Genomic DNA, 19485 nt, shown 5'->3' on the forward strand with positions numbered 1-19485 from the left:
TGACGTGCGGGGCTTTTTTACGTCTGCAGATCGTGAAAAATCGCAGTGTAATACCATCCTCAGCGGCTTTTCAGCCACTCAGCAATGAAATCTGCAACACTGCCCGGACAATTTATATCCAGAAGCGGTACGTTCAGCGCTAATTTCTGGTCGGTGGCAACCGCTATTGTCCGCGCATCGAGCAGCTCTTCGATCCCACCCTTAACTCCCTCGCGCCATAAAACAATCTTTGGAACAGGTTCATCTTTGAAGCCTTCGACCAGCACCACCTCAAGTAAAGCGTGATCCATACGGCTGACCAGATAAGACAGATCAATCGACGGCTGATCCGGCGTTTCACACATCAACGCCCAGCGTTCTGAACTGGCGACCATGACCTGACTGGCCCCCGCCTTTCTGAGCAGATAGCTATCTTTACCTGGGGTATCCACATCCATCTGATGATGGGTATGCTTGATCAACCCCGCGCGAATGCCTTTGCCACTGAGAAGCGGAATCACCTGCTGCAACAGCGTGGTTTTACCGGTTCCACTCCAGCCCACAATGGCAAGTAAGGGTAGTGACATATCAGGTTCTCTCTTTCAGATCGTCTGGCGTATTGATGTTGCGGAAGGCGGATTCATCATCATCCAGCGCGACCGCATGACCACCATGATCGCGCAGGAACTGCATGAGGCGCCGCTCTCCGGCCTGCAGATAGTCAAAAAGGGCTTTTGCCATGTCACGGTGAATCAGGGCGAGTGTAGGGTGATCGCGCGTCTGCGAGCGAACCCATACTGCGGGTGCTTCTCTGCGTTGATGGATCAGTTTTTCCACAAAGTTAAGAGGAATCGCGGGGGTATCGCAGGAGCAAAAAACCGCCCATTCCCCTTCTATGGCGATCAAGGCACTGTAGATGCCAGCCAGCGGGCCCGGGTAATCGTCAAAAACATCCTCTATAACGCGACACCCGCTTAGCTGATAGCGATCAATATTACGATTCGCATTAATCATGACAATGTCGACTTGTGGCCTGAGCCGCTCAAGAACATGCTGGTAAAGCGGTCTGCCATCCAGCTGCACCAGCCCTTTATCCAGACCACCCATACGGCGGCCCTGACCACCCGCCAGAATGATGCCGGTTAATGCTGTCATGACAGTGCCCTCGCTGATTACGTACCTGGAGAAAACGAAATGAAATGCCATCGCCTGAATGAATTGCTGGAATTGCTGCAACCCGCCTGGCAAAAAGAGCCTGACCTTAATCTGGTCACATTTTTGCAGAAACTGGCTCAGGAATCTGGTTTCCGTGGCCCGTTAAGTGAATTAACGGACGATATATTAATTTACCATCTCAAAATGCGTGACTCAGCCAGCGATGATGCCATTCCGGGGCTGAAAAAAGATTATGAAGTCGATTTTAAAACGGCACTCCTCCGCGCGCGGGGTGTCATTAAACCGGACGAGTAGTGTTATCCTTGGCAGCTACATGCAAGGGCAACCACAGGTAACAGAATGAGCGACGCTGCTTTCAACTTCCAGACACTGAACCCCGACGTACTGCTTGATGCGCTCTGGGGTACAGGAATCCGCGTCGAATCGGGACTGACAGCCCTGAACAGTTATGAGAACAGGGTCTATCAGTTCAGCGATGATGAAAAACGTCGCTATGTCGCCAAATTCTATCGTCCACAGCGCTGGCGTGCCGAACAGATTGCGGAAGAGCATCAGTATGCCCTCGATCTGCTGGCTGACGAGGTCCCTGTTGCTGCACCGCTGCGGCTTCAGGGCGAGACGTTGCACCGCCACGCGGGCTTTTTCTTTGCGCTCTTTCCCAGTCTGGGCGGGCGGCAATATGAGACCGACAACGAAGATCAGATGGAGTGGGTGGGTCGTTTTCTGGGGCGTCTTCATCAGACCGGTCGCAAAGCGCTGTTCAGTCACCGGCCAGTCATGGGACTGGATGAGTATCTGCACGAACCGCGTCAGGTGCTGGAGCAGGCTCAGCTGGTTCCTGATTCACTGAAAGCCATGCTGCTACAGGCGGTTGATAAGCTGGGAGAGGCGCTGCAGCAGCACTGGCATACCGGATGGCAGCCGCTACGATTACATGGTGACTGCCATCCGGGAAATATTCTGTGGCGCGATGGACCGCTGTTTGTCGATCTCGATGACGCCCGTAATGGCCCGGCGGTGCAGGATCTCTGGATGCTGATCAGCGGCGATCGACAGGAACAGCGTATTCAGTGGGATATCCTGCTGGAGGCTTACGGTGAATTCAGCGATTTTGATATTAATGAATTGTCACTGATTGAACCTTTACGCGCGATGCGCATGGTTTATTATCTGGCCTGGGTCGTCAGACGCTGGCAGGATCCCGCTTTTCCGCGTGCGTTTCCCTGGATGACAGATGAAGATTTCTGGCGCAGGCAAATTTCGCTATTCACCGAGCAGGAGAAGCTGTTGCAGGAACCTCCTCTGCAGCTGACACCGCAATATTAATGACGTAGTCAGGAGAGTGTTTCACGATGAAAAAGATTTGGTTTGCACTGATGGGTTTAGTGCTGGCATTCAGCGCGTCTGCTGCCCAGTTCACTGAAGGTAAACAATATGTCAGTCTGCAGAAACCCGTGGCCGGCGAACCTCAGGTGATGGAGTTCTTCTCGTTTTTCTGCCCGCACTGCTACCAGTTTGAACGCATTTATCACGTTAATGACGCGGTTAAAAAGAACCTGCCTGCTGACACCAAACTGGTGAAATATCACGTCGATTTCCTCGGCGGTGATCTCGGGCCGGTCGTGACTCAGGCCTGGGCGGTAGCGATGGCGCTGGGTGTGGAAGACAAGGTTACGGCACCGATCTTCGACGGCATTCAGAAAACGCAGACCATTACCGATCCTGCCAGTCTGAAAGAGGCCTTTATTCAGGCGGCCGGGATCTCCTCTTCTGATTACGATGCGGCCTGGAACAGCTTCGCAGTTAAAGCCTTAGTTGCCCAGCAGCAGAAAGCGGCGGCTGATGTCGATCTGCGTGGTGTGCCTGCGATGTTCGTTAATGGCAAATACATGGTGAACAATGGCGGGCTGGATACCAGCTCTATGGATAATTTCGTTGCAGACTATGCCAACGTCGTTAAATTCCTGGTAAGCCAGAAGTAATCAGCCTTCTGCACCCGTGAAACGCCAGCGCCTGCTGGCGTTTTTTTTATGCTTCTTAATTGCGCGACGGTTTTGTCCATCTCCAGGGCATAAATTTAATATCCACACAAGGGATCACGCTATTGAAAATGGCGATCACGTCACGGTAATTGATAAAGCATATGAAAAATAAGCATTTTATTTGCTCATAAATTGCCTGATCGCCTGAGGGATCGCGCGTTATCATTTTTACGCACAAAGTTATCCACAACCCGATCGTTGCGATCCTGCCTCCGGAAATGTGAAAAAACGTCCACGCGGCACGCCTTAGTTCACCATTTCTGCCAGGTTGTGGCATCCTTATAGTCCAACTCACAGCAACGAAGACTACACAGACTTATGGCGCAAATTGCAGAAAATCCCCTGATTCTGGTTGATGGCTCATCCTATCTTTATCGCGCGTATCACGCGTTTCCGCCGCTGACCAACAGTGCAGGTGAACCGACTGGCGCCATGTACGGCGTGCTCAACATGCTGAAAAGCCTGCTGGCACAGTATAATCCGAGTCACGTTGCTGTGGTGTTCGATGCCAAAGGCAAAACCTTCAGAGACGAACTGTTCGAGCATTACAAATCTCACCGCCCCCCAATGCCAGACGATCTGCGCGCGCAGATTGAGCCGCTGCACGAGATGGTACGGGCGATGGGGCTGCCGTTGCTGGCGGTGAGCGGTGTGGAAGCGGACGATGTGATCGGTACGCTGGCGCTGGAGGCTGAAAAGAAGGGCCGTTCAGTGCTGATCAGCACGGGCGATAAAGATATGGCGCAGCTGGTTTCGCCAGGGATTACGCTGATTAACACCATGACCAATACCATTCTCGGGCCGGAAGAGGTCGAGCAGAAATATGGTGTCCCTCCCGCGCTGATTATCGACTTCCTTGCCATGATGGGCGACAGCTCAGATAACATTCCCGGCGTACCGGGCGTGGGTGAGAAAACCGCACAGGCGCTGCTGCAGGGGCTGGGCAGCATGCAGACGATCTATGACAACCTGGATAAAGTGGCCGATCTCTCGTTTCGCGGTGCCAAAACGATGGCGACCAAACTTGAGCAGAATCGTGAGGTGGCCTTCCTCTCGTATCAGCTGGCGACCATCAAAACCGACGTTGAGCTGGCACAGCCCTGTGAAGAGCTGACGGTGACCGATCCCGATATTGAGGCACTGCAGTCTCTGTTCAGCCGTTATGAGTTCAAACGCTGGCTGAGCGATCTGCAGGACGGTAAATGGCTGCAGGGGAAAAAGAGCAATACGCAGGCGCAAAAAGCCCTGTCCGATGAGCCGGCACCCGTGGTGGAAACCAGCAGCGTATTGCCAACCGATAATTACGTGACCATTCTGGATCAGGCTCTCTTTGATAGCTGGCTGGAGAAGCTGAAAAACAGCGACGTCTTTGCCTTTGATCTGGAGACCGATGCGCTTGATACCCTGAGTGCAAATATTGTCGGCATCAGCTTCGCGGTGGCACCCGGTGAAGCGGCTTATCTGCCGGTTGCCCATGACTATCTTGATGCGCCTGAGCAGCTGGATCGCGACGCCGTTCTGGCGCAGCTCAAGCCCCTGCTGGAAGATGCCAGTGCCTGGAAAGTGGGTCAGAACCTGAAATACGATCGCGGCGTCCTCAGGAACTACGACATTGAACTGGCCGGTATCCGGTTCGACACCATGCTGGAGTCATATATCCTCAATAGCGTAGTGGGCAAACACGATATGGATAGCCTGGCTGCTCGCTGGCTTAAACATAAAACGGTCACTTTCCAGGAGATTGCCGGTAAAGGTAAAAATCAGCTGACGTTCAATCAGATCGCGTTAGAGCAGGCAGCCCACTATGCTGCCGAAGATGCCGATGTCACGCTGCAGCTGCATCTGAAGATGTGGCCTGAGCTGGAAAAAGAAGCGGGCCCGAGAAACGTCTTTGAGCAGATTGAGATGCCATTGCTGACGGTCATCTCCCGGATAGAGCGTAATGGCGTCTTGATCGACCAGGCTATTCTGGCGCAACACTCGAAAGAGTTGACTGCCCGACTGGCTGAGCTGGAGTCGAAAGCGCATGAGCTGGCAGGCGAGCCCTTCAACCTCTCCTCCACGAAACAACTTCAGGTGATTCTGTTTGAAAAACAGGGCATCAAACCCACGAAGAAAACACCGGGTGGGGCACCGTCAACCAGCGAAGAGGTGTTAGCCGAACTGGCGCTCGATTATCCGCTGCCTAAAGTGATCCTGGAGCATCGCGGCCTGTCGAAACTGAAATCGACCTATACGGATAAGCTGCCGCAGATGATCAATCCGCTGAGCGGACGGGTGCATACCTCCTATCATCAGGCCGTTACCGCCACCGGGCGCTTGTCCTCTGCCGATCCTAACCTGCAGAACATCCCGGTGCGTAATGACGAGGGACGCCGAATCCGTCAGGCCTTTATTGCCGATAAAGGTTATCGCATTGTGGCGGCCGACTACTCACAGATTGAACTGCGTATCATGGCGCATCTCTCTCAGGATAAAGGCTTACTGGATGCCTTTGCCCAGGGTGAGGATATTCACCGTGCCACGGCATCGGAAGTGTTTGGTGTCGCGCTGGATAAGGTGAGTGGAGAACAGCGTCGCAGCGCCAAAGCGATTAACTTTGGTCTGATTTATGGCATGAGTGCCTTTGGCCTGTCACGTCAGCTCAACATCGGTGCAGGTGAAGCGAAAAAGTATATGGACCTCTACTTTGAACGCTATCCGGGCGTACTGCGCTATATGGAGAACACCCGGCAGCTGGCGGCGAATAAAGGCTATGTTGAAACGCTGGAAGGGCGCCGGCTCTGGCTGCCGGATATTAAATCCAGCAATGCGATTCGCCGCAAAGCCGCAGAGCGTGCCGCCATCAATGCGCCGATGCAGGGAACGGCAGCAGACATCATCAAACGCGCGATGATTGCCGTGGATGAGTGGCTTCAGCAGCAGAATGACAGCGCAGTAAGAATGATCATGCAGGTTCACGATGAACTGGTGTTCGAAGTGAAATCGGAGGCGGTGGAAGCGGCCAGCCAGAAAATCCGTGCGTTAATGGAAGGCAGTGTAAAGCTCGACGTACCGTTACTGGTTGAAGTCGGCGTCGGTGACAACTGGGACGAAGCACACTGATTACCGCCTCCGGGCCGGTTCTGTCGCACAAAACTGGCCCTGATTCAGGCATAAGTAATTCGTTTAGTTGAGCGGTCAGCTGTAACCGGGCGACACCGGGAGCGAAAGCGCGTTTCTAACTGCTTATCGGCTAAACATTTTTTTCGTCATTAAACTACATCACAACGCTATTTTTGTGACGGGTATGGTAAAAAAAGTCCTGTTTTGATGTAAGTAAGCAACAAAAAAGCCTTTGTCAGGCACAAAAAATCAGGTAAAGTTCGTCGCGTAGGGTACAGAGGTAAGATGTTCTATCTTTCAGACCTTTTACTTCACGTAATCGGATTTGGCTGAATTTAGCCGCCCCAGTCATTCTGTGACTGGGGCGTTTTTTATTGGGATTTTTGTTACCGCAGTGTCAGCGGATCAGCGATGCTGCTCACGCGTCCCCGTGCTGTTCCTCAGTCGCCTCATCAGGCATTGCATACCAGCTGTCCAGTTTCTGACGAACCTTATCCACGCCGATTTTCTTCAGCGATGAGAAGAGCTCTACCTGGATATCGCCGCCGAAGCTAAGCGCTGCCTCACGCACGACGTTGAGCTGGGCTTTGCGGGCACCGGAAGCGAGTTTATCGGCTTTGGTGAGCAGCAGCAGAACCGGAATTGCGCTTTCCACCGACCACTGAATCATCTGGCGGTCGAGATCTTTCAGCGGATGACGAATGTCCATCAATACGACCAGCCCCTTCAGCGCCTGACGCTTTTGCAGGTACTCGCCTAACGCACGCTGCCACTTCAGCTTCATCTCTTCCGGCACTTCGGCATAACCGTAGCCTGGCAGGTCGACCAGACGCTTCCCTTCTTTAACTTCAAACAGGTTGATCAGCTGGGTACGTCCCGGTGTTTTACTGGTGCGCGCCAGCCCTTTCTGATTGGTTAACGTGTTCAGCGCACTCGATTTTCCCGCGTTCGAGCGGCCAGCAAAAGCCACCTCAATTCCGGTATCGGCAGGCAGATGACGGATATCCGGCGCGCTCATGACAAAGTGGGTAACGTGATAATTCAATTCAGACAAGGTAACACTCCAGAAAACGCATTAGGGCAATGGCGGCGATTATACGCGTTATGGCGCGAAAGTGCTCAATCGCGTCGTGATAACAGTCCATGTAAGAGATTGACCATTCGCGCTGCGGGTTATGTCGATTTTTACGCGGATTTCTGAAAATAAAATCATCACTATTTCAATGAGTTAATAAGTTTTGCTCTTTTTTTAAGCCAACTATCGGTGGCGCTGACTTGAGGCTTTTACCAGTTGGTCTACATTATTGTGCAGTGAATGGCAGCACACATCAGGATGATGCGCTCAGGGATGTCAGGATGGCAATGAGCGATGGAATGGAACAGGTCAGGGACATGGCCAGACAGGGACAGGGAATAGCTCAGGAGTTGAGCAGGCGCGGGATTGACCGGGATGTTACGAGCCGAAAAGGATTTAAAACATGATTCCTTCTTGTGAAGGTATGAAATAAGGCGACAGCTTGAGCTGTCGCCTTTTTTCTTTGTCGGGTTTCTGCTAGATTTCGCCGCAATTCTATACTGAATAAAAAAGCCAGGACCGAATACTATGAAGCAACCTGCACGAGCTGCCCACGGCAAACCTGCCGTCAAAGCCAAACGCAAATCGCGTGACGAAATTAACCTCGAAGCGCGCGATCGCAAACGCGATAAAAAGCATCGCGGACATGCATCTGGCAGCCGTGCTAATCCGGCGGCGTCGGACAGCAATGGCGCACGCCAGTCAGCCCCCGCAAAAGATCCGCGCATCGGGAGTAAGAAGCCGGTGGCCCTGATCGCCGATGGCAAAACTACCGCCGTCAGGCCACAGAAAAGTGCAGATAAACCGGCAGCCCCGAAGAAAGTGCGCCTGACGCCGGAAGAAGAGCTGGCGAAGCTGGAAAACGATGAACGTCTGGATGCGCTGCTGGATCGCCTGGAAAATGGCGAAACGCTGTCGGCAGAAGATCAGGGCTGGCTGGATGCCTCGCTGGATCGCATCGACGAACTGATGGAGCAGTTAGGCATCGTGATGGACGATGGCGAAGATGAACAGGCAGAAGAGGATATGTACCGTCTGCTGAAGGGCAACTAAGCAAATTTGATCGGCATGCGAGTTCCGCATGCCGTGCTTCTCAGGTAAACGACAATGTTTTGGCCTGGATCAATTTTCGCGCTGCTGGCGACATGTTATCTGCTGTGGTTATTGTTTAAACTACGACGCCTGTCGCGTCTGAAGCAACGTTTACGTCGGGTCTCATCCCGCTCACCTTTCATCCCTTCTTCTTCGCGACCTTCTCTCAGACGACGTCACCGGAAGGAGTGAGCATGCCATCGCTGCAGATTGCCTGGGATCAGGCGTTAATTGAAAAGTACAATTACGCCGGGCCACGTTACACCTCCTATCCCACTGCGCTGGAGTTCAGCGAAGATTATACGGAAACCGATTTTCAGCATGCTGTGGCACGCTATCCCGGGCGTCCGCTGTCGCTTTACGTTCATATCCCTTTCTGCCACCGTCTCTGCTACTTCTGCGGCTGTAATAAGCAGGTGACGCGTCAGCGCCACAAAGCGGACCGCTATCTGGATGTGCTGGAGCAGGAGATTATTCAGCGCGCGCCGCTGTTCCGCCAGCGCCGGGTGACACAGCTTCACTGGGGCGGCGGCACACCGACCTTTCTCGACAGGCAGCAGGTTTCGCGGCTGGTGGGCCTGCTGAAGCAACACTTCAATGTGACCGATGATGCCGAAATGTCGATCGAGGTCGATCCGCGGGAAATGGCGCCGGATATGATCGATCATCTTCGATCGCTGGGCTTTAATCGTCTCAGTATGGGCGTGCAGGACTTCAACAAAGCGGTGCAGGCGCGGGTTAACCGGGTGCAGGATGAGGAGATGATCTTCAGTCTGATGGCCCGCGCTCGTGAACAGGGCTTTCGCTCAACCAGCATCGATCTGATCTACGGTTTACCTCTGCAGACGCCCGACAGCTTCGCCTGGACGCTGGAGCGGGTCGTGGCGCTGAATCCGGACCGTCTCAGCGTCTTCAACTATGCGCATCTGCCGGCGCTGTTTGCGGCACAGCGCAAAATCAAAGAGGATGAACTCCCCTCGGCCCGGCAGAAACTGGATATTTTGCAGCAGACCATCGCGACCCTGACGCAGCAGGGCTATCACTATATCGGCATGGATCACTTTGCGAAGCCGCAGGATGAGCTGGCTGTCGCGCAGCGCGACGGGAAGCTGCATCGCAATTTTCAGGGTTACACGACGCAGGGTGACAGCGACTTGCTGGGGCTGGGTGTCTCCGCCATCAGCATGGTGGGTGACAGCTATGCGCAGAACCAGAAAGACCTTAACAGCTGGTACAGCAGTGTGGAACAGCAGGGGAATGGCCTGTGGCGCGGCGTCGCCTTAACCCGCGATGACTGTCTGCGGCGGGACGTGATTAAAACACTGATTTGCCACTTTTCGCTCGATTTTGCCGCAACAGAGGCGCAGTGGGGAATTTGCTTTCATGACTACTTTGCTGAAGATCTGGCGCTGCTGAAACCCTTAATTGCCGACGGGCTGGTGGAGCAGACGACGACGGGGCTGGAAGTGACGGGGATTGGCCGGTTGCTGGTCCGCAATATCTGTATGTGCTTTGATCGCTATCTGCGGCAGAAAGCCCGTCAGCAGCAGTTTTCGCGCGTGATCTAGAGAAACGGGCTGGCAGACCTCGCCAGCCCGAACTGAACCCCTATTCCATCCCCAGCTCTTTCAGCTTGCGCGTCAGGGTGTTGCGTCCCCATCCCAGCAGACGTGCGGCTTCCTGCTTGTGGCCCTGGGTATGGCGCAGCGCCGTAGTCAGCAGCGTCCGCTCCATCTCGGGCTGGGCTTCTGACAGCAGATTCTGATGACCGGAACGCAGCGCGCGGTCGGCCCACTGAGCCAGCAGCGTTGCCCAGCTGTCAGGCAGTGACTGCACCGGGTTTTCCGGTGTGCTGGACTCAAACAGCTCGCCGGGCAGATCCTGAATCAGCACTTCCTGACCGGCCGCCATCACCGTCAGCCAGCGACAGGTATTTTCCAGCTGGCGCACGTTACCTGACCAGTGCAGACGGGTCAGCGCCGTTTCGGTTTCCGGATGCAGAATCTTCGCTTCTACCCCCAGCTCACGGGCCGCCACCTGCAGGAAATAACGCGCCAGACGCGGGATATCTTCACGACGCTCACGCAGCGGCGGCAGATGCACACGAATTACATTCAGGCGGTGGAACAGATCCTCACGGAACTTGCCTTCCTGCACGCGTAATTCCAGGTTCTGGTGGGTAGCCGCAATGATCCGCACGTCCACTTTGACCGGCGCATAGCCGCCGACGCGATAGAACTGACCATCGGCCAGCACGCGCAGCAGTCGGGTCTGCACATCCAGCGGCATGTCGCCAATCTCATCCAGAAACAGCGTGCCCCCATCTGCCTGCTCAAAACGGCCCTGACGGATCTGGTTTGCACCGGTAAAGGCGCCTTTCTCGTGACCGAACAGTTCTGACTCAATCAAATCTTTGGGGATCGCCGCCATATTCAGCGCGATAAACGGTGCTTTGGTGCGTGGGCTGTGCCGGTGCAGCGCATGGGCGACCAGCTCTTTACCGGTGCCCGACTCACCATTGATCAGGACGCTGATTGAGGAGCGCGACAACCGCCCGATGATGCGGAACACATCCTGCATCGCGGGCGCTTCCCCGATAATATCGGTGGTCGGTCCGCTGACCGGCTGATTACGCGGCTGCTGCTGCTCCTGATAGTGACTGATGGCACGCTCTACCAGCGCAACCGCCTCATCAATATCGAACGGCTTAGGCAGGTAATCAAACGCCCCCTGCTGATAGGCGCTGACTGCGGCATCGAGATCGGAATGCGCCGTCATAATGATGACCGGCAGCATCGGATGACGCTGTTTAATCTGTTTCAGCAGCGCCAGACCATCCATACCGGGCATGCGAATATCTGACAGTAAAACGTCCGGGGTTTTGGTTGAGAGGGCATCCAGCACCTCACCTGCGCTGTCAAACGTCGCACAGCTCAAACCGGCTCCAGTGAGCGCGCGTTCAAGCACCCAGCGGATGGAGCTATCGTCATCGACGATCCAGACTATCCCTCGTTGCATAGAAACCTCACTGGCGAATAGGCAGGTAGACCGAGAATTCGGTGTGACCCGGCCAACTGTTAAATTCTATTTTTCCTGAATGCTGATCAATCAGGCTACGGGCGATGGAGAGACCTAAACCGGTTCCGCCTTCACGTCCACTGACCATCGGATAGAAAAGCGTATCCTGTAGCTGGGCCGGAATACCGGGGCCATCATCTTCAATATCTATTCGTGCTACCAGGCGATAACGGGTGCCATGCAGCGTCAGCTGAAAAGCCGTACGGGTGCGAATAACAATCGTCCCGCCGTCGTCGCCCAGCGCCTGAAGCGCATTGCGTACGACGTTAAGCAGCACCTGTTCAATCTGGTCAGGGTCGTGCGGCAGTTCCGGCAGGCTGGGATCGTAATCCCGCACCAGGGAGACATTCTCCGGCAGCTCCATCGACACCAGATTGACCACCCGCTCAGCCACCTGGTGAATGCTCTGGGTAATGTGCATCCCCGGCTGCTGTGGCCCTAACAGACGATCCACCAGATTCCGCAACCGGTCGGCCTGTTCAATAATGACCCTGGTATATTCATTCAGCGAGGGATCGGGCAGGGCGCGTGATAAAAGCTGTGCCGCGCCGCGCAATCCTCCCAGCGGATTTTTTATCTCATGGGCCAGGCCGCGAACCAGATCGCGTGCAGCCACCTGCTGGGCGTGCTGTAACTGCTCCTGACTGAGGCGACGCTGGTTATCCATCGGCGCCATTTCCATCAGAATCAAGCCATCGGGTAAACGCTGTGCGGTCAGCGACATAATATGTGCGCGACCATCGACTACCAGCGTGACCTCACTGTCAGTGAATCCCTGGCCAGCCTCAAGACTCTCGCGCATCACCTCAATATTCAGCGAAAAGTAGCCGGTTAAATCCGGTAACGGCGTGCCGAACAACTTGCGTGAGCTCTGCGCCAGTAATTGCTGCGCCGCCGGGTTGGCGTAATGAATAACCAGGTCGTTATCCACCAACAAAATACTGTTGATTAAAGCGTTGAGAATCTGCCCGGCGTCGGGCAGAGAGCCAGTTGCCATACAACGTTCCTCTGCACTAAATAGGTGCATTCTGGTGTTTAAGCCGAAAAGCGGGAGAATGAACGGTGAATTCGCGGAGAAAAAAGCCCATCCGAAGATGGGCTAAAAGTTTCCACGGCAACAAAAACGTCTGATCAGTTAAACGCTGTAGTACAGCTCGAACTCAACCGGGTGTGGCGTCATGCGAACGCGGTCCATCTCAGTTTTACGCAGTTCGATGTAAGCATCGATAGATTCATCAGTGAAGACACCACCGCGGGTCAGGAACTCGCGATCTTCGTTCAGTGCATTCAGCGCTTCTTCCAGCGAGCCTGCAACTTTTGGAATCTCAGCTTCTTCTTCCGGTGGCAGGTCGTACAGGTTTTTATCCATCGCATCGCCAGGGTGGATTTTGTTGATGATGCCATCAAGGCCAGCCATCAGCAGTGCGGTGAACGCCAGGTATGGGTTAGCCGCTGGATCCGGGAAGCGCGCTTCAATACGACGGGCTTTCGGGCTGGCCACTACCGGGATACGGATAGACGCGGAACGGTTACGGGCAGAGTAAGCCAGCATAACCGGTGCTTCGTAACCCGGAACCAGACGCTTGTAGGAGTTGGTGGTCGGGTTCGCCAGGGCGTTGATCGCTTTAGCGTGCTTGATGATACCGCCGATGTAGAACAGCGCCATTTCAGACAGGCCGCCGTACTTATCGCCCGCGAACAGGTTCTGGCCACCTTTAGAGAGTGACATGTGGCAGTGCATGCCTGAACCGTTGTCGCCAAACATTGGCTTCGGCATAAAGGTCGCGGTCTTACCGTAAGCGTGCGCGACGTTGTGAACGACATATTTGTAGATCTGAATTTCGTCAGCTTTTTTGGTCATGGTATTGAAGCGGGTCGCCACTTCGTTCTGACCTGCGGTCGCCACTTCGTGGTGATGCGCTTCAACCACCAGGCCCATCTGCTCCATGGTCAGACACATGGCAGAACGGATGTCCTGTGATGAGTCAACCGGTGGAACCGGGAAGTAGCCGCCTTTCAGACCTGGACGGTGACCTTTGTTACCGCCTTCGTACTCTTTACCGGTGTTCCATGCCGCTTCGATATCGTCGATAGCAACGTGTGAGCCGGAAGTTGATGAACCGAAACGGATGTCATCGAACAGGAAGAATTCAGGTTCTGGTCCAAACAGGACGGTATCGGCGATACCGGAAGAGCGCAGGAAATCTTCAGCGCGTTTGGCGATAGAACGTGGATCGCGGTCGTAGCCCTGCATGGTGCCTGGCTCGAGAATGTCACAACGGATGATCAGCGTAGAATCTTCGAAGAAAGGATCCATGACCGCCGTGGTAGCGTCAGGCATCAGCACCATGTCTGATTCGTTGATGCCTTTCCAGCCGCCGATAGACGAACCATCGAACATTTTGCCTTCTTCGAAGAAGTCAGCGTTAACCTGGTGAGCAGGGATCGTAACATGCTGTTCTTTACCTTTGGTATCGGTAAAACGCAGGTCAACAAACTTAACTTCATGCTCGTTCATCATCGAGAGAACGTGTTCAGCGGACATACTCAACTCTCCTGGAAATGGTCTTTCATTATCTACATGGCGAGGAAACGTCGTTTCCGGAGGGCGTGGCGGGAAAGGGAATTCCTGACCACTCTTTTCCGGCACGCTCTTCAACCGACATCTGACTGGCGTTTACGCTTGTTACAGATAAAGCGAATTCTGTGCCAACTTTTTTGATGTTGCTTAAATCGCCTTATGATGCACCTTTTTGTCGTAATGCGGCTGCACCACGATGGTTTTAGTGCACCATAACAGTGCTGAAGGTGAATTTACAGGCACCAATTTGGTGCATAGGACCAACTTAGTGCATTTTCTGCACCGGGAACAGTGCGAATTTGCGTCAATGCAATAATCTTTCAGTGAAAAGTGTGATCGTGTTCAGTCTTCCGCTTAATCCGTGTACAATAGCGCGCTATTTCTAATGCCTGAGGCAAAGCTGTGATCGAAAATTTGCGTAACATCGCCATCATCGCGCACGTTGACCATGGAAAGACCACCCTGGTTGACAAACTGCTGCAACAATCCGGTACTTTTGATGCCCGTACCGAAGCAACCGAGCGCGTGATGGACTCCAATGATTTGGAGAAAGAGCGTGGGATTACCATCCTCGCAAAAAACACCGCCATTAAGTGGAATGACTACCGTATCAACATCGTTGATACCCCAGGACACGCCGACTTCGGTGGTGAAGTTGAGCGCGTCATGTCCATGGTGGACTCGGTGCTGCTGGTTGTAGATGCGATGGATGGCCCTATGCCGCAAACCCGCTTCGTGACCAAAAAAGCGTTCGCGCATGGTCTGAAGCCGATTGTGGTTATCAACAAGGTAGACCGCCCGGGCGCACGTCCGGATTGGGTTGTGGATCAGGTGTTTGACCTGTTCGTTAACCTGGATGCGACTGATGAGCAGCTCGACTTCCCTATCATTTTCGCCTCTGCGCTGAATGGTATTGCAGGTCTTGACCACACCGATATGGCTGACGATATGACCCCGCTGTACCAGGCCATCGTTGACCACGTTTCACCTCCACAGGTTGAAGTTGAAGCGCCACTGCAGATGCAAATCTCGCAGCTGGACTACAACAACTACCTGGGCGTGATCGGCATCGGCCGCATCAAGCGCGGTAAAGTGAAGCCTAACCAGCAGGTTACTATCATCGATAGCGAAGGCAAAACCCGTAACGGTAAAGTCGGCAAAGTCCTGACTCACCTGGGTCTTGAGCGTATCGACAGCGATCTGGCTGAAGCGGGCGATATCATTGCTATCACCGGTCTGGGTGAGCTGAACATCTCTGACACCATCTGTGACACGCAGAATGTGGAAGCGCTGCCAGCCCTGAGCGTCGATGAACCTACCGTAACCATGTTCTTCAACGTCAACACCTCACCGTTCTGCGGTAAAGAAGGTAAGTACGTGACGTCGCGCCAGATCCTGGAGCGTCTGAACAAAGAACTGGTTCACAACGTGGCACTGCGCGTTGAAGAAACCGAAGACTCGGACGCATTCCGCGTTTCAGGTCGTGGTGAGCTGCACCTGTCTGTTCTGATCGAAAACATGCGTCGTGAAGGTTTCGAACTGGCGGTATCCCGTCCGAAAGTTATCTTCCGTGAATTCGAAGGCCGTAAACAGGAGCCATTCGAGAACGTCACGCTGGATATCGAAGAAACGCATCAGGGTTCCGTTATGCAAGCCATGGGCGAGCGTAAAGGCGACCTGAAAAACATGGACCCGGACGGTAAAGGCCGCGTACGTCTTGACTACGTGATCCCAAGCCGTGGTCTGATCGGCTTCCGTAACGAATTCATGACCATGACTTCCGGTACCGGTCTGCTTTACTCCACCTTCAGCCACTACGACGACATTCGTCAGGGCGAAGTGGGTCAGCGTCAGAACGGCGTCCTGATCTCTAACGGTCAGGGTAAAGCGGTTGCGTTCGCCCTGTTCGGTCTGCAGGATCGCGGTAAGCTGTTCCTGGGTCACGGTGCAGAAGTCTATGAAGGCCAGATCATCGGTATTCACAGCCGTTCTAACGACCTGACCGTGAACTGTCTGACCGGTAAGAAGCTGACCAACATGCGTGCTTCCGGTACAGATGAAGCCACCACCCTGGTTCCACCGCAGAAAATGACGCTGGAGCAGGCTATCGAGTTCATCGATGATGACGAACTGGTAGAAGTGACTCCGCTGTCAGTGCGTATCCGTAAACGGCATCTGACCGAAAACGACCGTAAACGTGCTTCACGTGGTCCTAAAGACGCGTAATCGTGCTTTAGCGTAATAAAGAGCCCCGCCATGCGGGGCTTTTTTTTGCCTGCGATTCCGCGCCTGCCCGCCGGGCCAGCCAATTATTGTCTGCTGTGACACGCTTTTTGCCCACCCGCTGCCGTTTACGCCTTTCTCTCCGGTGCTGGCTGTTCAGCCTGCGTTTTTGCCGCTAGAGTGAATACTCCAGGGAACCGAAGGAGGCGCACCATGCTGTATATCTTTGATTTAGGCAATGTGATTATCGATATCGACTTTAACCGCGTGCTGGGCGTCTGGAGTGACCTTAGCCGTGTGCCGCTGGCCTCACTGCAAAGCCATTTCCGGATGGATGAGGCGTTCGAACAGCATGAACGCGGTGAGATCAGCGATGAAGATTTTGCGCTGGCCCTCTGCGAAAAGCTGGAGATCGCTCTCAGCTATGAACAGTTTGCCGCGGGCTGGCAGGCGGTGTTCGTTGACGTGCGTCCGGAAACGCTGGCGCTGATGAACCGGCTGCGGCTGGAGGGGCATCGGGTCGTGATCCTCTCCAATACCAATAAGCTGCACTGCGCCTTCTGGCCAACGCAGTACCCCGACGTGCAGCAGGCGGCCGACAAGCTCTACCTGTCACAGGAGCTGGGCATGCGGAAGCCGGAAGCCCGCATTTATCAGCATGTGCTGGATGCGGAAGGGGTAACGGCCGATCAGGCGGTCTTTTTTGATGATAACGCAGAAAATATCGAGGCGGCCCGGGCGCTGGGTATCGAAAGCGTGCTGGTGACGGACAGCCGCACGGTTCCCGACTGGTTTGCAGGTCGACAGTAACGCATGAAGTCACGAACATTTCGTCCCGGGCTGCATGCCTTCTGGCTGTGGCTCAGGCTGCTGTGGAAACGCATTGACGAAGATGGCATGACAACCCAGGCGGGCAACCTGGCCTATGTCTCACTGCTGGCGCTGGTGCCGCTGATTGCGGTGGTGTTTGCGCTGTTTGCGGCGTTTCCGGTCTTCTCCGACATCAGCGTGCAGCTGAAGCAGTTTGTCTTTAATAACCTGATGCCCGCCGCAGGCAATACGCTGCAACGCTATCTTGAGCAGTTTGTGGCTAACGTCAACCGGATGACGGCGGTCGGGGCCGTTGGCCTGATTGTGACGGCCCTGCTGCTGATGCATTCGGTCGATACCGCGCTGAATACCATCTGGCGCAGCCATAAGAAGCGGCCGATGGTTTACTCTTTTGCGGTCTACTGGATGATCCTGACCCTCGGCCCGCTGCTGGCCGGTGCCAGCCTGGCGATCAGCTCCTATCTGCTGTCGCTGCGCTGGATTAATGTTACCGGGGTCACCAGCCTGGTTGATCAGATGCTGCGTATTTTTCCGCTTCTGCTCTCGTGGCTCGCCTTCTGGCTGCTCTACAGTATTGTCCCCACTCAGCGCGTGCCGCCGCGTGATGCGCTGATTGGTGCACTGGTCGCCGGGGCGCTGTTTGAGCTGGGCAAAAAGGCCTTTGCGCTCTATGTTACGATGTTCCCCTCTTATCAGTTGATCTACGGTGTTCTGGCCGTGATCCCGATTCTGTTTCTCTGGGTCTACTGGACCTGGTGTATTGTGTTGCTGGGTGCTGAAATAACCGTAACGCTAGCCGATTACCGGCAGCTGAAACAGCAGCACAAAGATGAGCAACGCGAGGAAAGATGATTGCATTGATTCAGCGCGTAACGCGCGCCAGCGTCAGCGTCGATCAGGATGTGACCGGTGAAATTGGTGCCGGACTACTGGTCCTGCTGGGGGTGGAGAAGGGCGATGACAATGCGCGTGCGGAACGTCTCGCAGAACGCGTACTGGGCTATCGCATCTTTAGTGATGAGCAGGGCAAAATGAACCTGAGTCTCCGCCAGACGGGGGGAAGCGTGCTGGTGGTGTCACAGTTTACGCTGGCCGCTGACACGCAAAAAGGGATGCGCCCCTCCTTTTCTGGTGGCGCCGAGCCGGCTGAGGCTGAGCGCCTGTATGAGTACTTCAGCGACTGCTGTCGGCAGCAGGGCATTACCACGGCGAATGGCCGTTTCGCGGCAGATATGCAGGTTTCGCTGGTGAACGATGGTCCGGTGACGTTCTGGTTACAGGTGTGAGATCGTCAGCTGAGCGGCAGGGAACAGGCCACACCTCCGAGCGGGAGAAACATTTTATGTATCACCTTCGTGTGCCTCAGACAGCGGAAGAGCTGGATATCTACTATCAGTTCCGCTGGGAAATGTTACGTAAACCGCTGCGTCAGCCGCAGGGGTCTGAACGTGACGCCTGGGATGCCCTAGCGCATCATCAGATGGTGGTGGACGAGCAGGGAAATCCGGTCGCCATCGGTCGTCTCTACATTAATGCCGACAACGAGGCCGCGATCCGCTTCATGGCCGTTCATCCCTCCGTGCAGGGCAAAGGGCTGGGAACGCTGGTGGCAATGACGCTGGAGTCAGTGGCGCGTCAGGAAGGTGCCAAGCGGGTAACCTGCAGTGCCCGGGAAGATGCTGTCGCTTTCTTCGCGAAACTCGGCTACGTCAATCAGGGCGAGATAACCGCGCCGCAGACCACGCCGGTTCGTCACTTTCTGATGATTAAGCCGGTCATTACGCTGGATGACATTCTGCACCGCGCCGACTGGTGCGGGCAACTGCAACAGGCCTGGTACGATCACATCCCGCTCAGCGAGAAAATGGGGGTCCGCATTCTGCAGTTTACCGGGCAGAAATTTATTACCACCATGCCCGAGGCGGGCAACCAGAATCCGCACCATACCCTGTTCGCCGGCAGCCTCTTTTCGCTGGCAACACTGACCGGCTGGGGATTGATCTGGTTGCTGCTGCGCGAGCGTCATCTCGGTGGAACGATTATTCTGGCAGATGCCCACATTCGCTATAGCCATCCTATCAGCGGGCGGCCCGGCGCGATTGCCGATCTGGGCTCATTAAGCGGCGATCTCGATCGTCTGGCGCGTGGCCGTAAAGCGCGCGTGCAGCTTGAAGTGGAGCTGTTCGGCGATGATGAGTGTGGCGCAGTGTTTGAAGGCGTTTATATCGTGCTGCCCGCCGATCCCGACGGACCGCTGGAAGAGGGCGGTTCCGGCGCACGTATCAATTAATCAGCAGGGCCGC

General features: G+C 54.7%; 17 protein-coding genes. 11 read left to right on the forward strand and 6 right to left on the reverse strand.

Going from position 1 to position 19485, the window contains the following annotated elements:
- Positions 1–59: 59 nt before the first annotated feature.
- The gene (gene mobB, locus OXR04_RS20760) at positions 60–566 is read right to left on the reverse strand and encodes a molybdopterin-guanine dinucleotide biosynthesis protein MobB (protein WP_267372668.1); all 507 of its coding nucleotides are present in this window, start codon (positions 564–566) and stop codon (positions 60–62) included.
- A 1-nt stretch (position 567) separates the two neighbouring features.
- The gene (gene mobA / locus OXR04_RS20765) at positions 568–1134 is read right to left on the reverse strand and encodes a molybdenum cofactor guanylyltransferase MobA (protein WP_058957391.1); all 567 of its coding nucleotides are present in this window, start codon (positions 1132–1134) and stop codon (positions 568–570) included.
- A gap of 39 nt (positions 1135–1173) precedes the next feature.
- Between mobA and OXR04_RS20770 the strand changes: the two genes are divergently transcribed.
- The 4 genes from OXR04_RS20770 (at position 1174) to polA (ending at position 6302) form a co-directional block, all read left to right on the forward strand.
- Complete coding sequence (locus OXR04_RS20770; protein WP_046100879.1) at positions 1174–1449, forward strand: YihD family protein; 276 nt, start codon at positions 1174–1176, stop codon at positions 1447–1449.
- Positions 1450–1494: 45 nt separating this feature from the next.
- Positions 1495–2481: a serine/threonine protein kinase gene (locus OXR04_RS20775; protein WP_140029970.1), complete on the forward strand. Its 987-nt coding sequence runs from the start codon at positions 1495–1497 to the stop codon at positions 2479–2481.
- A 26-nt stretch (positions 2482–2507) separates the two neighbouring features.
- Entirely contained in the window at positions 2508–3137 is a 630-nt protein-coding gene (gene dsbA / locus OXR04_RS20780) for a thiol:disulfide interchange protein DsbA (protein ID WP_009088168.1), read from the forward strand.
- A 378-nt stretch (positions 3138–3515) separates the two neighbouring features.
- The gene (gene polA, locus OXR04_RS20785; RefSeq protein ID WP_267372669.1) at positions 3516–6302 is read left to right on the forward strand and encodes a DNA polymerase I; all 2787 of its coding nucleotides are present in this window, start codon (positions 3516–3518) and stop codon (positions 6300–6302) included.
- A 418-nt stretch (positions 6303–6720) separates the two neighbouring features.
- On the opposite strand, the gene yihA is transcribed toward polA, so the two are convergent.
- Positions 6721–7356, reverse strand: coding sequence for a ribosome biogenesis GTP-binding protein YihA/YsxC (gene yihA, locus OXR04_RS20790; protein WP_267372670.1), 636 nt, complete (start codon positions 7354–7356; stop codon positions 6721–6723).
- A 549-nt stretch (positions 7357–7905) separates the two neighbouring features.
- Between yihA and yihI the strand changes: the two genes are divergently transcribed.
- Both yihI and hemN read left to right on the forward strand, forming a co-directional pair.
- On the forward strand, positions 7906–8430 hold the full coding sequence (yihI, locus tag OXR04_RS20795) for a Der GTPase-activating protein YihI (RefSeq protein ID WP_009088161.1): 525 nt from the start codon (positions 7906–7908) through the stop codon (positions 8428–8430).
- 233 nt (positions 8431–8663) lie between these two features.
- On the forward strand, positions 8664–10037 hold the full coding sequence (hemN, locus tag OXR04_RS20800) for an oxygen-independent coproporphyrinogen III oxidase (protein WP_267372673.1): 1374 nt from the start codon (positions 8664–8666) through the stop codon (positions 10035–10037).
- A 40-nt stretch (positions 10038–10077) separates the two neighbouring features.
- Here the strand turns inward: hemN and glnG are convergent, their stop codons facing one another.
- The 3 genes from glnG to glnA all read right to left on the reverse strand — a co-directional run bounded on the left by glnG (position 10078) and on the right by glnA (position 14092).
- The gene (gene glnG / locus OXR04_RS20805; protein ID WP_009088155.1) at positions 10078–11487 is read right to left on the reverse strand and encodes a nitrogen regulation protein NR(I); all 1410 of its coding nucleotides are present in this window, start codon (positions 11485–11487) and stop codon (positions 10078–10080) included.
- Between the two features lie 7 nt (positions 11488–11494).
- Positions 11495–12544 carry a nitrogen regulation protein NR(II) gene (glnL, locus tag OXR04_RS20810; protein WP_009088153.1) on the reverse strand — a complete coding sequence of 350 codons (1050 nt, stop codon included), beginning with the start codon at positions 12542–12544 and terminating at the stop codon, positions 11495–11497.
- A gap of 138 nt (positions 12545–12682) precedes the next feature.
- Positions 12683–14092: a glutamate--ammonia ligase gene (glnA, locus tag OXR04_RS20815; protein ID WP_009088151.1), complete on the reverse strand. Its 1410-nt coding sequence runs from the start codon at positions 14090–14092 to the stop codon at positions 12683–12685.
- A gap of 438 nt (positions 14093–14530) precedes the next feature.
- Here glnA and typA point away from each other — a divergent pair, with 438 nt between their 5' ends.
- The 5 genes from typA (at position 14531) to fabY (ending at position 19472) form a co-directional block, all read left to right on the forward strand.
- Entirely contained in the window at positions 14531–16354 is a 1824-nt protein-coding gene (typA, locus tag OXR04_RS20820; RefSeq protein WP_009088150.1) for a ribosome-dependent GTPase TypA, read from the forward strand.
- 210 nt (positions 16355–16564) lie between these two features.
- Positions 16565–17161: a glucose-1-phosphatase gene (gene yihX, locus OXR04_RS20825; RefSeq protein WP_046100875.1), complete on the forward strand. Its 597-nt coding sequence runs from the start codon at positions 16565–16567 to the stop codon at positions 17159–17161.
- A gap of 3 nt (positions 17162–17164) precedes the next feature.
- Positions 17165–18034, forward strand: coding sequence for a virulence factor BrkB family protein (locus OXR04_RS20830; protein ID WP_267372674.1), 870 nt, complete (start codon positions 17165–17167; stop codon positions 18032–18034).
- Positions 18031–18468, forward strand: a complete 438-nt coding sequence (gene dtd / locus OXR04_RS20835) for a D-aminoacyl-tRNA deacylase (protein WP_009088144.1) — start codon at positions 18031–18033, stop codon at positions 18466–18468. The genes OXR04_RS20830 and dtd overlap by 4 nt, the downstream gene beginning before the upstream one ends.
- Before the next feature lie 56 nt (positions 18469–18524).
- Positions 18525–19472 carry a fatty acid biosynthesis protein FabY gene (gene fabY, locus OXR04_RS20840; RefSeq protein ID WP_009088141.1) on the forward strand — a complete coding sequence of 316 codons (948 nt, stop codon included), beginning with the start codon at positions 18525–18527 and terminating at the stop codon, positions 19470–19472.
- Positions 19473–19485: the final 13 nt, after the last annotated feature.

Source organism: Pantoea sp. GM_Pan_3, from assembly GCF_026541045.1.
In the GTDB taxonomy this organism is placed as follows: Bacteria; Pseudomonadota; Gammaproteobacteria; order Enterobacterales; family Enterobacteriaceae; genus Pantoea; species Pantoea anthophila.

Coding starts and splice junctions, on each gene's coding strand:
- fabY (WP_009088141.1), top strand. CDS start 18,525: ATGTATCACCTTCGTGTGCCTCAGACAGCGGAAGAGCTGGATATCTAC.
- mobB (WP_267372668.1), bottom strand. CDS start 566: ATGTCACTACCCTTACTTGCCATTGTGGGCTGGAGTGGAACCGGTAAA.
- glnL (WP_009088153.1), bottom strand. CDS start 12,544: ATGGCAACTGGCTCTCTGCCCGACGCCGGGCAGATTCTCAACGCTTTA.
- OXR04_RS20775 (WP_140029970.1), top strand. CDS start 1,495: ATGAGCGACGCTGCTTTCAACTTCCAGACACTGAACCCCGACGTACTG.
- glnA (WP_009088151.1), bottom strand. CDS start 14,092: ATGTCCGCTGAACACGTTCTCTCGATGATGAACGAGCATGAAGTTAAG.
- dsbA (WP_009088168.1), top strand. CDS start 2,508: ATGAAAAAGATTTGGTTTGCACTGATGGGTTTAGTGCTGGCATTCAGC.
- glnG (WP_009088155.1), bottom strand. CDS start 11,487: ATGCAACGAGGGATAGTCTGGATCGTCGATGACGATAGCTCCATCCGC.
- yihI (WP_009088161.1), top strand. CDS start 7,906: ATGAAGCAACCTGCACGAGCTGCCCACGGCAAACCTGCCGTCAAAGCC.
- yihX (WP_046100875.1), top strand. CDS start 16,565: ATGCTGTATATCTTTGATTTAGGCAATGTGATTATCGATATCGACTTT.
- dtd (WP_009088144.1), top strand. CDS start 18,031: ATGATTGCATTGATTCAGCGCGTAACGCGCGCCAGCGTCAGCGTCGAT.
- mobA (WP_058957391.1), bottom strand. CDS start 1,134: ATGACAGCATTAACCGGCATCATTCTGGCGGGTGGTCAGGGCCGCCGT.
- OXR04_RS20770 (WP_046100879.1), top strand. CDS start 1,174: ATGAAATGCCATCGCCTGAATGAATTGCTGGAATTGCTGCAACCCGCC.
- hemN (WP_267372673.1), top strand. CDS start 8,664: ATGCCATCGCTGCAGATTGCCTGGGATCAGGCGTTAATTGAAAAGTAC.
- polA (WP_267372669.1), top strand. CDS start 3,516: ATGGCGCAAATTGCAGAAAATCCCCTGATTCTGGTTGATGGCTCATCC.
- OXR04_RS20830 (WP_267372674.1), top strand. CDS start 17,165: ATGAAGTCACGAACATTTCGTCCCGGGCTGCATGCCTTCTGGCTGTGG.